This window comes from Bacillus sp. 2B09 (genome assembly GCF_003946835.1).
In the GTDB taxonomy this organism is placed as follows: domain Bacteria; phylum Bacillota; class Bacilli; order Bacillales; family Bacillaceae; genus Bacillus; species Bacillus altitudinis.
In genome coordinates this window covers 128,771-143,292 of sequence record NZ_RPSG01000002.1, presented here as the reverse complement: position 1 = coordinate 143,292, position 14,522 = coordinate 128,771, and the positions used below count along the sequence as shown (strand labels likewise).

14 protein-coding genes are annotated in these 14,522 nt (G+C 44.2%); 1 reads left to right on the top strand and 13 read right to left on the bottom strand.

Annotated features, from left to right (window positions below; translation table 11 throughout):
• Positions 1 to 50: 50 nt before the first annotated feature.
• The 3 genes from EBQ12_RS05660 to sigY are packed head-to-tail and all read right to left on the bottom strand — an operon-like array spanning position 51 to position 1,101.
• Positions 51 to 263, bottom strand: a complete 213-nt coding sequence (locus tag EBQ12_RS05660; RefSeq protein WP_008345569.1) for a hypothetical protein — start codon at positions 261 to 263, stop codon at positions 51 to 53.
• Positions 260 to 571 carry a YxlC family protein gene (locus EBQ12_RS05655; RefSeq protein ID WP_035389913.1) on the bottom strand — a complete coding sequence of 104 codons (312 nt, stop codon included), beginning with the start codon at positions 569 to 571 and terminating at the stop codon, positions 260 to 262. The genes EBQ12_RS05660 and EBQ12_RS05655 overlap by 4 nt, the downstream gene beginning before the upstream one ends.
• The gene (gene sigY, locus EBQ12_RS05650) at positions 571 to 1,101 is read right to left on the bottom strand and encodes an RNA polymerase sigma factor SigY (protein ID WP_125589325.1); all 531 of its coding nucleotides are present in this window, start codon (positions 1,099 to 1,101) and stop codon (positions 571 to 573) included. Before sigY ends, EBQ12_RS05655 begins: the two co-directional genes overlap by 1 nt.
• Before the next feature lie 489 nt (positions 1,102 to 1,590).
• Between sigY and EBQ12_RS05645 the strand changes: the two genes are divergently transcribed.
• On the top strand, positions 1,591 to 2,622 hold the full coding sequence (locus EBQ12_RS05645; protein WP_125589323.1) for a pectate lyase family protein: 1,032 nt from the start codon (positions 1,591 to 1,593) through the stop codon (positions 2,620 to 2,622).
• Positions 2,623 to 2,679: 57 nt separating this feature from the next.
• Here EBQ12_RS05645 and cydC read toward each other — a convergent pair whose 3' ends face one another.
• The 10 genes from cydC to EBQ12_RS05595 all read right to left on the bottom strand — a co-directional run bounded on the left by cydC (position 2,680) and on the right by EBQ12_RS05595 (position 14,498).
• Positions 2,680 to 4,416, bottom strand: coding sequence for a thiol reductant ABC exporter subunit CydC (gene cydC / locus EBQ12_RS05640; protein ID WP_125589321.1), 1,737 nt, complete (start codon positions 4,414 to 4,416; stop codon positions 2,680 to 2,682).
• Positions 4,406 to 6,142 carry a thiol reductant ABC exporter subunit CydD gene (gene cydD / locus EBQ12_RS05635; RefSeq protein ID WP_125589319.1) on the bottom strand — a complete coding sequence of 579 codons (1,737 nt, stop codon included), beginning with the start codon at positions 6,140 to 6,142 and terminating at the stop codon, positions 4,406 to 4,408. The genes cydC and cydD overlap by 11 nt, the downstream gene beginning before the upstream one ends.
• Positions 6,142 to 7,158 (bottom strand): cytochrome d ubiquinol oxidase subunit II, encoded by a 1,017-nt coding sequence (gene cydB / locus EBQ12_RS05630; protein WP_025208210.1) that lies wholly within the window; start codon positions 7,156 to 7,158, stop codon positions 6,142 to 6,144. Before cydB ends, cydD begins: the two co-directional genes overlap by 1 nt.
• A complete protein-coding gene (locus EBQ12_RS05625; protein ID WP_008345582.1) occupies positions 7,145 to 8,560 on the bottom strand; it encodes a cytochrome ubiquinol oxidase subunit I in 1,416 nt (471 codons plus the stop codon). Before EBQ12_RS05625 ends, cydB begins: the two co-directional genes overlap by 14 nt.
• A 328-nt stretch (positions 8,561 to 8,888) precedes the next feature.
• Positions 8,889 to 10,010, bottom strand: coding sequence for a heme oxygenase (gene isdG / locus EBQ12_RS19615; protein ID WP_025208211.1), 1,122 nt, complete (start codon positions 10,008 to 10,010; stop codon positions 8,889 to 8,891).
• Position 10,011: 1 nt separating this feature from the next.
• A complete protein-coding gene (locus tag EBQ12_RS05615) occupies positions 10,012 to 11,025 on the bottom strand; it encodes a FecCD family ABC transporter permease (RefSeq protein ID WP_099496941.1) in 1,014 nt (337 codons plus the stop codon).
• Entirely contained in the window at positions 11,022 to 11,960 is a 939-nt protein-coding gene (locus EBQ12_RS05610; protein ID WP_017358683.1) for an ABC transporter substrate-binding protein, read from the bottom strand. Before EBQ12_RS05610 ends, EBQ12_RS05615 begins: the two co-directional genes overlap by 4 nt.
• A gap of 18 nt (positions 11,961 to 11,978) precedes the next feature.
• Positions 11,979 to 12,728, bottom strand: a complete 750-nt coding sequence (gene srtB / locus EBQ12_RS05605) for a class B sortase (RefSeq protein ID WP_017358682.1) — start codon at positions 12,726 to 12,728, stop codon at positions 11,979 to 11,981.
• Between the two features lie 26 nt (positions 12,729 to 12,754).
• Entirely contained in the window at positions 12,755 to 13,525 is a 771-nt protein-coding gene (locus tag EBQ12_RS05600) for an ABC transporter ATP-binding protein (protein WP_008345591.1), read from the bottom strand.
• Complete coding sequence (locus EBQ12_RS05595) at positions 13,512 to 14,498, bottom strand: FecCD family ABC transporter permease (RefSeq protein WP_007497915.1); 987 nt, start codon at positions 14,496 to 14,498, stop codon at positions 13,512 to 13,514. Before EBQ12_RS05595 ends, EBQ12_RS05600 begins: the two co-directional genes overlap by 14 nt.
• Positions 14,499 to 14,522: the final 24 nt, after the last annotated feature.

Sequence of the window (14,522 nt, the reverse complement as noted above, 5' to 3'; positions counted from 1 at the left end):
TTCTAGATGATGATCATTCAAAAAAAAGGTCAAAAGTTTTACAACGTCTTTCAATCTTTCCTGAGCTTTTCTCCTCTTTTACGATCAGGTAAGACAACACACAGCCAATATAAAATAGAAGAAGATGGGAAGTTGATTAATCCAATGATGCCCCAGAACCATTTATAACGCCCTCTTTTCTTGGCATCCATAAATAAGAGAAATCCCTGTGCAAACAGTAACGGTAATGCGCACAATAAGATGATCATTTCCGTCTGACTCATAAGGAGGACCCTCCTTTAATATGTTGGTATTCCTTGATGCCGACAACCACACAGAGTGGCACGCTCACCACTTGGAGAAGAATGAAGATGATGGGCAAATGAGTAATGGCAGCTGCAAAAAGTGTCATGATGGTCAGACTGACGATGATGTACGCCAGCACTTCTTGTTTAAAACGTTTTTTCTCTTTTTCCTTTGCCTGCTTTAGCATCAACATCAAAGCTTGTTCACTCGGCTTTTCTACTTCGATTTGTTCATCGAGCTCCTGCAACTCCTCTTTTAAACGATCGGCGAAACGATCTTCTTTCATCAGTCCCACTCCTTTCGAATTTTCTTGATCCCATGATGAACCCTCGATTTCACCGTACCTTCTCTCACCCCGAGCATCGAAGCGATTTCAGGGTAAGTAAAGCCATAATAGTAGTGGAGAAGGATCGGTGCTCTCTCCTGAGCCTTTAACTCATTTAGAGCATCCCACATGTCATGCCAAGTATAGCCTTTTTGCTGAACATCCCATTTGAACCGGCGAATGGCTTCTTGATTCGCCTTTCCTTCTCTCTTTTGTTCACGTTTTCTTTTCTTTTGATGATCTAAAAATTGTCTAGATGCAATGGACATGAGCCATGTTGAAAATAATGAATCTCCTCTAAAAGAAGAAAGTTTCATGTACGCTTTGAGCATCGTTTCTTGCATGATCTCCTCTGTCAGCTCTTGTTGAAGGGTCAATTTCATCAAATAACGGTAAAGAAACGAATAATGATGCCGATAAAGGGCGGTAAATGCGGCATCATCCCCCTGTTTTGCCCGCTTGATCCATAAAGTCTCCTCGGTCTGCTCCAAACACGTCCCTCCTTCCTTTCTATCTCTTATTGATTAGACGACACCGGTGATCGCATCGTTTAAAATAGACCTTCTTTTTTTAAATTGGAGCCTTTTCTACCTGTTGTTTAGCGCATGGATCTATTTGATATCCAATTTTTTCTTATGTAATGATTATGACATGTCTTTGTCTCTAACAAAATGACGCTTTCGTAATCATCTTGATTTTCCTTGAAAAGAAGAACGTCCTTTTCATAATCACTAGGTTACCCCAATACCTATCGTCAATGATCCTTGTCTCATGTAGATAAATTGAAATAATCATTGCCTTAGTTTCCTTGAAAATCGTGGAATACTTCGTTCCAATTCTTAGCCGATGATACCTTTTTGCGTGCTATGCTCTTCCTACATTCCGAAAGAGGCGATGCTGGCGAAGGAAGGAGGAGCGGTTGAATCGCAGCTTATTTTGGAAACGTTTACATTAAAACAAAATATAGAATGGAGATGTTCATGTTGAAGAAAAAAGTTCCAATGTTAGCTGGTGTGTTAGCGGTTGGTCTCGTGACTTCATTATTTGCGCCAAATGGGGAGGCAAAAGCAGCAACGAAATATCCAGAAAGCCCTTCGATTATGGCCAATTTTAATCAGCAAGGATTCTCCACATTAAATGGCGGTACAACAGGCGGTGAAGGCGGTAAAACGGTGACGGTGAAAACCGGAAATGAACTATTAGCTGCCCTCAAAAGCAAAGGAACAAATGAAAAATTGAAAATCGTGGTAGACGGAACGATTACTCCTTCTAATACTTCGGCCAATAAAATTGATGTGAAAGATACAAACAATGTCTCCATCGTCGGTAAAGGGAAAAACGGCGAATTTAATGGGATTGGTATTAAAGTATGGCGTGCTAATAACGTCATCATCCGCAACCTCAAAATCCATCACAGCAAAATCGGTGATAAAGATGCCATCGGAATCGAAGGTGGCTCTAAAAACGTATGGGTCGACCATAATGAACTCTACAACACTTTGAACTCTGGGAAAGATGACTATGATGGGTTATTCGATGTGAAAAATGACTCCGATTACATTACGTTCTCATGGAACTATGTCCATGACAGCTGGAAAACGATGCTTATGGGCAACTCAGATAACGATAACTACAACCGTAAAATTACGTTCCACAACAACCGCTTTGAAAACTTGAACTCTCGTGTACCTTCTATGCGCTACGGAGAAGGCCATCTGTATAACAACTACTACAAAGGCATCAAGACAACCGCCATTAACTCTCGTATGGGCGCAAAAATGAGAATTGAGCACAACGTATTTGAAAATACAAACAATGCCATTGGCAGCTGGGACAGCCGTCAAGTCGGTACATGGCATGTCATCAACAACTCATATATTAATAGCACAGGCAGTCTGCCAACGTCTTCAACAGGTACGTACAACCCTCCTTATAACTACTCTTTGCTTAACGTGAACAATGTGAAATCAGAAGTTGTATCAAATGCGGGTGTAGGAAAAGTAAACCCTTAAGCCAAAAAAAACGTTCGGGCAGAAATCTTCTGTCCGAACGTTCTTGTCATACATTTTTTACACGTTCGAAAATGGACGATCCATTTCATACAGCTTTTGATAACGTACATTTTCTTTCAGCAAATCATGATGCTGCCCCTCCATCTCAATGCGTCCACCTTCAATAAACATCATACGGTCACATGCCTCACAGCCAGTGAGATGATGGGTAATCCAAATGACTGTTTTTCCTTTTAACACACGGAAGATTGTTTCAAGCAATTCACGCTCTGTGCGTGGATCAAGCCCGACGGTTGGCTCATCTAATACAACAATCGGTGTGTTTTGCAGCAAAATCCGTGCTAGAGCTATACGCTGTCTTTCTCCACCAGAGAAACGAACCCCTGTCTCTTGTACACCTGTGTGATAACCTTCTGGCAAAGACTCAATGTAATCGTGCAGCTGCACTTGCCGGGCGGCTTCTTTTACTTGCTCTTCTGTCGCTTCTGGAGAACCTAAGCGAATGTTGTTTAAAACAGACGTATCGAATAAATAGGGCTGTTGATTGAGCACAGACACATAAGAGGATATCTCCTCTTGAATGCTTTGTACCGGTTTCCCCTGAATGCTGACAACCCCTTGATTTGGCACGACTGCCCCTTCTAACAATTTTAAAATGGTCGATTTGCCTGCACCGCTTTTTCCTAAGAGAGCGAGCGATTCACCTTGCTTCAGGGAAAACGAAAAATGCTTTAGTACATGTTGATCTACTTCATATCCGAAGGTGACTTGATCAAAACAGACCGCTTCAACACCATCAGAGACGGGTGTCTCGTCTGCTGCCTTCCTCTCCACTAATCCTTCATACGACTGCTCTTCATAATGATTTAATCTGCTGACGGCATGCTGATAAACAGGAATATCGCCTGCTGCATCTGACAGCGGAAGAAAGGCTTCTGTTAATGGAAACAGCACAAGCACAAAGGCTGCGATGAGCGTGTGCGGCATAGAACCAGCCTGAACGACTGAGCCGCTCCAATACACGACAAGGACGACTGCTCCTCCAATGACTAGCTGTGCTAAAAATTGGCGCAGACGGATAAACCGGTGCTTTGCCGATTCGAGTGCTAATAGCTTTGCTTCTTTTCGTTCATAACCTTCAACAAAATCGTTCTGTCTGCCGCTAAACAACCAGTCACTCACGCCCATGACGGCATCTGTTAAATGGCTGTACAGTTCATTTCTGCCTTTCTTCATTTGAATTTGTCTCGCCCGGTTCACAAGTACTGTGATGTATGGGAATACAAATACGAGCAGCGCCATATAAAGCAGCATCAATCCGGCAAAAGGCCATGAAAAAAGCCCAAGGGCTCCAATCGAAGCGGCATATAAAAGCAGCGCACCGATGGATGGAAAGATTGTTTTTAAATACGCATCCTGTAATCTCTCCACATCTTCTGATAACAGCCCAAGCATTTCACCTGTTCCAAGCTTCGTCTGTTTGGCACTTCGTTCAGCCATGTCATAAAGACGTACCCGCATTTTTTCAATCATCGTCAAAATGAGCTGATGGCTCGCCAGTCTCTCTGCATAACGAGCCGCTGAGCGTGAAATACCAAAGGTACGTACTGCCACGATTGGGACATAGACCATCAAGATATTCTCAGGTCTTGTGGCAGCTTTTGAAATGAGGAACCCTGACGTATACATGAGCATAGAAGCAGAAAACACCGCAATCGCCCCTAAAAAAAGCACCAAGGCAAACAGCTTTTGATTCTCCTTGATATAAGGTATAAACCAGCCTTTACTGACCATGTGTGACCGCCCCCATTTGTTCCTGTACCAATTGATAGTACACACCTTTTCTTTTCATTAATGATTCATGAGTCCCCATCTCTGCAATCGTCCCATGATCCATCACAATGATTTCATCCATATCCGTCATCCAATGAAGTCTGTGTGTGGCTAAAAACACAAGTTTATTTTCAAACAATGGAAGCATTGTTTTCTTCAATTCATACTCTGTCTCAATATCCAGATGAGCCGTTGGTTCATCTAACAGCATAATGGATCGCTGGCCGAGCACTGTGCGAGCGAGGGCAATCCGCTGCGCTTGTCCACCGCTCAGTCCTCTGCCCTGTTCGCCAATGACCTCATCCAGTCCATTGGGGAGATCCGCTACAAGCTGAGACAAACCTGCCTCTTCCACCGCTCTTTCGACGTCTTCATCGGTTGCATTCGGTTCATAAAAACGAATGTTTTCTCTCAGTGTCATGTGAAATAAATAAGGATGCTGCGGCATATAAACGACTTCTTTTTGCCATGCCGCCAGCTGTAAATGAGCAAGCGGCTTTCCGTTTAGGATGATTTCACCTGCAGACGGTTCAACAAAACCGCCGAGAACATCCGTTAACGTCGATTTCCCCGAACCACTGGCACCGATGATCCCAATCTTTTTCTTTCCTTTCACAGTGAGGTCCACATCCTGAATCGAATATGGTGCATGCTCATCATGCAAGACACTGACATCTTGCAGTGTGAGCTCAGATTGCTCATTCCACTCGTTCAGCTGCACGGATTCTGTCTCCTGCTCTCGGAAGCCCTTTTCCTCTAAAATCACTTGAATCGCCTCATTCGCTTCTTTACCGTTTAACGTCGCATGATAATCATTCCCCACTTCACGGACTGGCAAAAAATATTCTGGCGCAAGCATTAGTGCGGTCAAAGCGGGCAATAACAAAAGATCTCCTTCAATTAAGCGCAAGCCGAGAAATACAGCGACAGTCGCAATGGACAGCATAGAAAAGAAATCGAGAGCAAAAGATGAAAGAAAGGCGACTTTCAGTGTGCTCATCGTCGCCTTTCGATAACGCTTTGAGACCTCTGCAATATTGCGAGAATGCTTTTTGCTAATCCCTAAGTAGCGAAGCGTTTCAAGACCACGGAGAGAATCAGTAAAATGATTGGATAATTTCTCATACGATCTCCATTGTTTGGCCGCTTTACGCTGAGCGACAAGTCCTAGCAAAATCATAAAAACAATTAAAATCGGCAGCGTGACAATGAGAATGACAGCAGATGTTTCATCTAATGTCCAAACATAGACAAGCACCATCACCGGAATTACTGCCATGTTCACCATTTTCGGCAAAAACAGCTGTAAATACTGACGATATTGGGCAATGCCCTCCATCGCCAATGTCACAAGCTTTCCTGTTCCTTTTTTCTTCGTGAAAGCTGGCCCTAAACGGAACAGCTGGTCCAACAGCTGCTTTCTCACGTCTGCTCCAATTCGGGAAGAATAGGTGAACATGACCTTCTCCCGCATCAAGGTGAGACCGTGCCGCACCAGAAAGGCAGCAAGAAACAGCAAGACATAAGGTGTTGCCTGCATGAGGCTCTTCCCGTCAAACAGCGTTGTTATGGCATGTGCCAGCCACTGTGCTTGAAAAATAATACTTGCTCCTTGGATGATTGACACAATACCTAAGAGGGCAAGAAGCCCCCTCATTCCTTTTAGTTGAAGCAAACGTTTATCCATTAGTAGGTCATTGGCTCCTTACCGCTTACACGTTTACGGAAGACATAGTAGCTCCAGATTTGATACCCAAGCACAAAAGGCAGCAAAGAAATGGCAACAATCGTCATGACCGTCAGTGAATAAGATCCTGATGCAGCGTTTTGAATGGTGAGGTCGAATGCATGGTTGATCGAACTAATCATGACACGCGGGAATAATGCTGTGAAAAGCATGGTCACCGTCACCATAATACCTGCACCTGTGAATAAAAATGTCCAGCCATCACGCTCTTTTCTCATAAAGAATAGAGCCGCTACATAACAAACCACAATAAGTACAGTTAAAGGGATCGTAATGATCGGACGCACGGTATAAATGTCTGTTTCAAGAATAGACACACCAACAAATAGAACAAGAACTGGTAGTGCAATCAATAAAACACGCTGACCGAGCTTTCTTGCACGATTTCTTAAATCACCCTCAGTGCGGAGTGTGACGAAAATCAATCCATGCAGGAGGCAAAGCACCGTCACGGCTACCCCGCCGATCACTGAATAAAGATTCACAAAGTCTGTAAATCCAGCGTACATATTCATGCTTTGATCAATGGGCATTCCTCGTAAAATGCTTGTGAATAGCACGCCGAGTAAAAATGGCGGAAGCAGGCTACCAAAGAAGATAACCCAGTCCCACGTTTTGATCCATGAAGCCTTCTCGACCTTCCCTCTAAATTCAAAGGCGACCCCCCGCCCAATGAGCGCTAATAAAAGAACTGCAAACGGAATATAGTATCCGCTGAACATCGTAGCGTACCAGTGAGGAAAAGCGGCGAAAATAGCCCCGCCAGCTGTAATCAGCCAGACCTCATTCGCATCCCAGAAAGGGCCAATCGTATTGATTAAAATGCGGCGCTCATGTGCATCTTTTCCAAGCAGCTGCATGGACATCCCGACACCAAAATCAAATCCTTCTAAGAAGAAAAATCCAACAAACAATACTGCGACAAGAATAAACCAAATCTCGTTAAGATATGCCATGATATGCGCCTCCATCAAATGGATCTGTAGACAGGTCCGTTTCATCCTTTTGATCTGTATTCTCTTCAGAATGTGCACCTTTTTTAATTTCTCGAATGAATAAGTAGGCAAGCACGATGGCAAGAATCAGATAAATGGTCGTAAAGCTAATGACTGAGAATAGCAACATGCCGTACGATACGTTTGGTGAAATGGATTGTGCGGTTGTCATCATACCAAAGACTGTCCACGGCTGACGCCCAATTTCCGTCATGATCCAGCCAGCTGAGTTTGCAATAAACGGGAACGCAATCATCCATACCATGAAGCGTAAATACCATTTGTTTGATTCTAGTTTTTTTCTAAAGCTCAAATACAAACCAATCATACTAGCAAAAATCATCAACATGCCGGCACCCACCATGATTCTAAAGCTCCAGAAGGTTGTTTTGACTGGAGGAATGTAATCCCCAGGACCAAACTTTGCTTCATATTCTTTTTGAAGGGTCAGCATGCCTGGCACATCTCCACTAAACTTCGAATAGGCCAAGTAACTTAAAGCAAACGGAATATTGATCTCCGCAGAGTTTTCTTTTTTATCTGTATCAATGTTGGCAAATAGTGTCCAAGCCGCTGGATCTCCACTATCCTTCCAAAGGGCTTCACTTGCTGCCATCTTCATCGGCTGTGATTCCATTAAGTGCTTCGCTTGATCATGTCCAGAGAACGCCACACCTAAGCCAGAAATGAAAGCAAGCACCATGGCAATCTGGAAAGATTTTTTGAAAAAGGTCACTTCTTGTTTTTTGATCATTTTATAGGCACTAACACCCGCGATAAAGAAAGCACCGGTTGCCAATGCACCAAACAGAACGTGCGGGAACTCTACCCAAAGTTGCGGATTTGTCACGAGCGCCCCAAAGTCATTCATTTCTGCACGGCCATTTTTAATCACAAATCCAACTGGCTCCTGCATAAATGAGTTGGCGAGTAAAATCCAAAACGCCGAAAAGATCGTACCAAGAGAAACGAGCCAAATACATAACAAATGAATTTTTTTCGGTAGACGGTCCCAGCCGAATATCCAAAGACCAATAAAGGTCGATTCAAGGAAAAAGGCCAATAGCGCTTCAATGGCAAGCGGTGCACCAAAGACATCACCGACAAACCTTGAATAATCTGACCAGTTCATCCCAAACTGGAATTCTTGCAGAATCCCTGTCACCACACCTACTGCAAAGTTAATTAAGAAAAGGTGACCCCAAAATTTTGCCATCTTTTTATAAATCTCTTTTTTCTTGACGACATAAAGGGTTTGCATCAATGCAACGATAAATACCAAACCTATAGACATAGGAACAAAAATAAAATGAAATAATGTCGTTGAGGCAAATTGAAATCTTGCTAAAAACAGCTCACTCACAGCCTTACATCCTCCCTTACTTTCGCATGCCGAATGATTCGAGATATTTATGCTCACCATTTCACAAAAAGTTCACTATTTGTTCAATGATTCACAAGTGGAAGTCCATTTGATATAGTTCACTCGGTGAAATTTTACTCTTGATTTTCATTCGGTTAGTTATTTATACCTGTACTTTACACCCATGCGCTTCAAAAATAAAGTAAATTTTACCTAAAATTTGGATGGGATTGTGTCAGTTGTTTGAATACTTTGTCAAAAATATGTGACGGAAAGAGACAATCACAAAAAAATAGCGCTGCTTCTTCGCTGCAGCGCTTTTGAATATTTAGGCTTTTTTCTGTAAAGCGGGTCTTGTGACTTGCACTTCATAGTACGTAATTTTGTTTTTTAACAGGCCTTCAGGTTTCGCCTTTCCGTGAGCGTGCGCATCACCAAATGCCTGAGATTTTGTCCAATTCACAAAGTCTTCTTTTCGATTCCAGCGGGTGTGAATGGTCACTTCATCGTAATCAGTTGTCTGCTGAGTGACCCATACTTCCATACCTAAAAATCCTTCCATAAATTCTACTTGTCCCTGCTTGTTAAACCGTTTAACAAGGTGGTCTGCACTGCCCTTTTCTACTCTTACTTGGTTGTTTACAATAATCATGTTTGGTTCATCTCCCTTTTGTTGTTGAATGGAGGCAATGGGGATAATGAGTGGATGCGGTCCGTCTAAGTGAACCTCTGCCTGAATCCCAAAAACCTCCTTGAAAAAGTCTTCTGTTAACACTTCTTTTGGTGAGCCAATTTGATGCACCTGACCTCGCTTCATAGCAATGAGACGGTCACAATATTTTGCGGCCTGCTGCAAGTCATGGAGAACCATTAAAATGGTGATGCCATGTGTTTGATTCAGCTGTTTGAGCAGCTCCAATAATTCAAGCTGATGTGCAATGTCTAAATAAGTGGTTGGCTCATCCAGAATGATGGTCTCTGTCTTCTGAGCCAGTGCCATTGCAATATATGCCTTTTGTCTTTCTCCGCCTGATAATGTATGAAGCATTCTATTTGCATTCATGCGGCTATTCGTCACCTCAAGCGCCCACTCAATCGCTTCATGATCTGACGTGGTGCTTTTTTTCCAGATGGAACGATGCGGACTGCGTCCAAGTGCGACCAACTCACGTACTGTCATCGATGGAATGGCGGTTCTTGTTTGCATGAGAACTGCCACCTCCTTGGCGATCTCCTGTGCCGTCATCTCTTTTTGCGGGATGTCGTGAATGTAAATCATGCCGCTTTCGATTGAGGTCAGTCGTGCGGCCGCTTTGATAAAAGTCGACTTACCTGACCCATTCGGGCCAATGATTCCGGTCACACTCCCTTTAGGAACAGCTGCTGAAATGGAAGACAGCCGAAAGCCGCCTTGACTGAGACTCACGTCATCCATTGCAATGACATCCATCTTAACCCCTCCCTTTCTTTTTTAATAAATAGAGGAAGAAAGGTGCACCGATGCAGGCAAGCAAGATCCCTACAGGCAATTCAACCGGTGTAAACCAGACCCGTGCCGCTGTATCGGCAAAGACCACAAGCACGCCCCCTCCAAGCATTGAAATCGGTAGCAAATACCGGTAGTCATCTCCGATTAAAAGACGGATAAAATGAGGCACAACAAGCCCTACAAATCCGATTAAACCACTGACACTGACAGCCGCTCCAGCTAAAAGAGCGGCCAGCGCAATGAGAAAAAATCGAGTCCGCTCTACTCGAAGACCCAATAACTGAGCCGATTCATCGCCAAGCAAAAGGAGATTGGACGGTTTAATGGCGAAAAAGCAAAGACATAATCCAGCCAGCGCATATGGCGACACGAAGCTAAGATGATGCCAGCTCCGTCCGTTTAATCCCCCTGATAGAAAAGGCAAAACAGCCTGCACACGCTCACTATAAAGCACCATAAACCCATTCATTACCGCACCAAGGAGCGCATTGACGGCAACACCTGCCAAGATCAATTTAAGCGGTGAAACCCCTTGATCAAATGACAGCATATACACGACAAGAGCTGCTAATAAGGCGCCCAGAAAAGCGGCTGCCGGAAGCAAATACGTGAATTGTGGAAGAACAATCATGCTGAGTACAGCAGCTAACCCGCCGCCCGCAGTCACACCAATGATCCCAGGGTCAGCCAGTGGATTTCGGACAACTCCTTGTAAAATCGCCCCTGATGCAGCGAGGCAGGCCCCAACGAGAAAACCAATGAGCACACGGGGCAGCCGTAAATCCATAACAATTTTTTCATGAACAGGCAGACCTGATCCCGTGAACACAGCCATTAAATCCGTCAGCGATAATTGGACAGAACCTACCGCAAGTCCTAGACAGACGCCCACACATAAAGTGAGAAACAATCCTGGTAACAGCCATTTTCGTCTTGACTGCCTTTTTTGAAAATCTAGTTCTGCATTCATCTTCATGATGACAATCGCTTCAATTTCTTCTCTAATTCATCGATCGCTCTGATGACTTCTGCGCCTGGATTTGTCCCAAATAGGTCACTTGGCAGAATCTCAACGTGTCCATTTTTGACAGCTGATACATCGTGCCACGCCGCATTTTGCTTCATTTCACTCATAAAGCCTGCTTTGACATCTTCAGGATTGCTGTGTGTCATCAGCAAAATGAGATCTGGATCGGCCTCGATTACCTTTTCTGCATTGATTTGTGCATATTGCGGAAACTTTTCGAGTGCTGGTTCATTTTCAGCAATATTCGCCCCACCAGCGATCCGCAGCAGATCACCGCTTAAAGATTGTGGAAGTGCCGCCATATATGTACCGGGCGCACCATATACAACGAGCGTCTTTACTTTTTTCTCAGGCTGCTTCACTTGCTTGATCCGCTGGTCGATTTGAGCATTGAGCGCTTTGGCCTTTTGCTGCTTTCCAAGTAAATCACCAAATAAAGTAACTTGACGCTGGATATCCTTCACTGAGTTGGCACTTGTCAAAAGAAGCTGTGAACCAATTCCTTCTATAGTAGAGATATCCTTGCTGTTTAATGATTCATTCCCAAGCACCACATCGGGCTTTAAACTCGTGATCAGCTCGACATCAAATTGATGGGTTGTGCCAATTGATTGTACGGACTTTGCCTTTTGTAGATTGTCTGGCAATTCGGCAGTTGGCCGGCCGACAACCTGGCCACCTAAGGCATAAATGATGCTCATGTCGCCAGTTGACAACGAGACGATCCGTTCAGGTGATTCATGAAACGATAATGTTCTGCCGGCAAAATCCTGAATGTTGAGCGCACCTTGCTTGCTCTCATTCTCGACAGGCGCCGCCTGGCTGCATCCGCCGAGGAGAAGCACGACGACGAGTCCTGCCCAAATCACATGTAAACATTTCAACCGTCTGTCTCTCCTTTTCTAGTAAACTTTCTTTAGCTTCGCCTGTACCACGAGACGCTTGTTTTTAGGTGCCAGCACGTGATCACAGGTCGATAATGTGAGAATCAAGTCATCTGTGGATACGTCTGTTTTCGTTTGATAGATGGACTTCTTACGCACAGCTTGCAAGTAGTGCGCATATTCACCAAGATCCTGAAAATCAGTCTGAATATAATCGAAATCGACTGTCGTCTCATACACAGCAAAAATCTCTGCTTCATAGCTTTGATACAGCGTATCGTACTGAAATGTGCGATGATCTTGGAAGAAATCTTTTTTCAAATAGTTTGTGAGACCAGCAAACATAGACCCATCCCTCATCCGATGACCGTACACCACTGTATTGGGACTTTCATGCAAGACGTCATTACGATAATCCATAAAGATACTGCCTGCCCGTGTGTCATCCTTTACATAATTACGAGTTAAATAGAATGCATTATCGTTTGACTGAACAATTGGATACTGAATCATCGTGTCCTTCATATCAATCCAACCGACAATGTCTTCATTCACCTTTCGCAAATCATCAAATGACTGACGGATTTCTCCAGGTTTTCGCTGTTTCATTCCATCCTCGTGTGTGTAAAGTGTCTGAGCCTTTGCAAGCACCTGACGATTTTGATAATAGCCAAAGAGCTCCAAGCCAATGGCAGTACCGCTATATAGAAAAACACCTAAACAGACGATCGTCAGCATTCGCTGCCCGATCCTTTTCCCTCGTTTCACACTGTCTCACCTGCTTTTTGCACAACTTATATGCCTACAGGCACGATATACATCCCTGTTTCTGCATCTTGCTTAATTGTGACGGACACATGATAAATGTGCCGCACCATCTCTTCTGTTAACACATCATTTGGCCGTCCTTCGCGAATAATTTGTCCATCTTTCATGGCGATGATAACATCACTATAGCGAATCGCCTGATTCATATCGTGCAGGACCATCACGATGGTTAATCCATGCTCGACATTGAGCTCTCGAATGAGCTCAAGAATGTCAAATTGATAATACATATCCAAATAAGTCGTCGGTTCATCTAAGAAAAGGATCGGTGTTTTTTGCGCTAAAGCCATCGCAATCCATACACGCTGCCGTTCTCCGCCTGACAATGAGGCGAGAGGCACTTTTCGCTTATCCGTCAGCTTTGTACAGGACAGTGCCCACTCAATTGCTTTCTCATCCTCTTCCTTGTCACTGCCGCGCATCGTCTGGTAGGGCGTTCTCCCAAATGCCACGACTCGTTCGATCGTTAAATCGAGCGGCGCTTCATTTTGCTGATGTACGACTGCCAGCTTTCTCGCGAGTTCCCTTGGCTTGAACGCATTCAGCTCTTGTCCATCTAAATGAATCTGTCCTTTATGTGGACAATGGTTATGTGCCATCAAGGAAAGCAGCGTGGATTTGCCCGAGCCATTTGGACCGATAATGGTCGTAATTTTCCCCTTTTCGATATGCGTGGTGACCGATTGAACAATGTCCCTCTGTCGATCATAGGAAAACGACACCTCACGAATGTCCATGCAGACGATCCCCCCTTCTTAATAAAAAGATCAGAAACGGTCCGCCAATGACAGCCATGATTGTAGAAGCAGGGATTTCATTTGGTGCCACAAGCGTTCTGCCGAGCGTATCAGCCGTCAAAATGAGCAAGGCCCCGCTTAACGCAGAAAATGGAATCAGTACCCGGTGGTCAGAGCCGACGAGCCTTCTAGAGATATGGGGAATGAGCAAACCGACAAAGGCAATCACGCCCGCTACCGCAGCAGTCACCGCTGCTAATAACACCGCCGTGATTGAAATCAAAAGGCGCATTCTGGTCACACGCAATCCTAAGTTTTTCGCCGTCTTATCCTGAAGGGCAAGCAAGTTACACCATCTGCTAAAGAAAAGCGCAACCACAAGCCCAATGACGCCATAGACACCGATTAAACGGACATCTCCCCACGTTTTCATCGTCAGATTCGACTGTCCCGACTGATTAATGGTGATATTGAAATAGCTGCAAATGGTCACAAACGCTTCTGCCATCCCTGTAAACATGGCATTGATGGCGATCCCCACCAGAATCATTCGAATCGGGCTTAAGCCGCCTTTCCAAGACAACACGTATACGAGGAAGCAGGCAATTGCCCCGCCTAAAACTGAAAATAAAGGAGAGTAGAAATAAAATTGAGGAAGCGCTGTAATTGCCATTAAAGAAAAGAAGCTAGCTCCCGATGAAATACCAATAACACCGGCATCTGCTAATGGATTCCTCATCACAGACTGCAAGAGGACACCGGAGACAGATAAAGCCGCCCCTGTAAACATCGCAATGAGCATGCGGGGGATTCTTAAATCTTTAATGATTTCTACCTGTGCATGTTGACCGGTCATAAGCCCTTCCAATAATTCAATCGGTGTAACATGAATGCTCCCCGTAATGGCGGAATAAATAAATACGCCGGCTAGTAAGAGACTGACTATCAGAAATAAAATCCCTGTTTTTTTCATCTTGAACGTCCTTTTATCATTAAG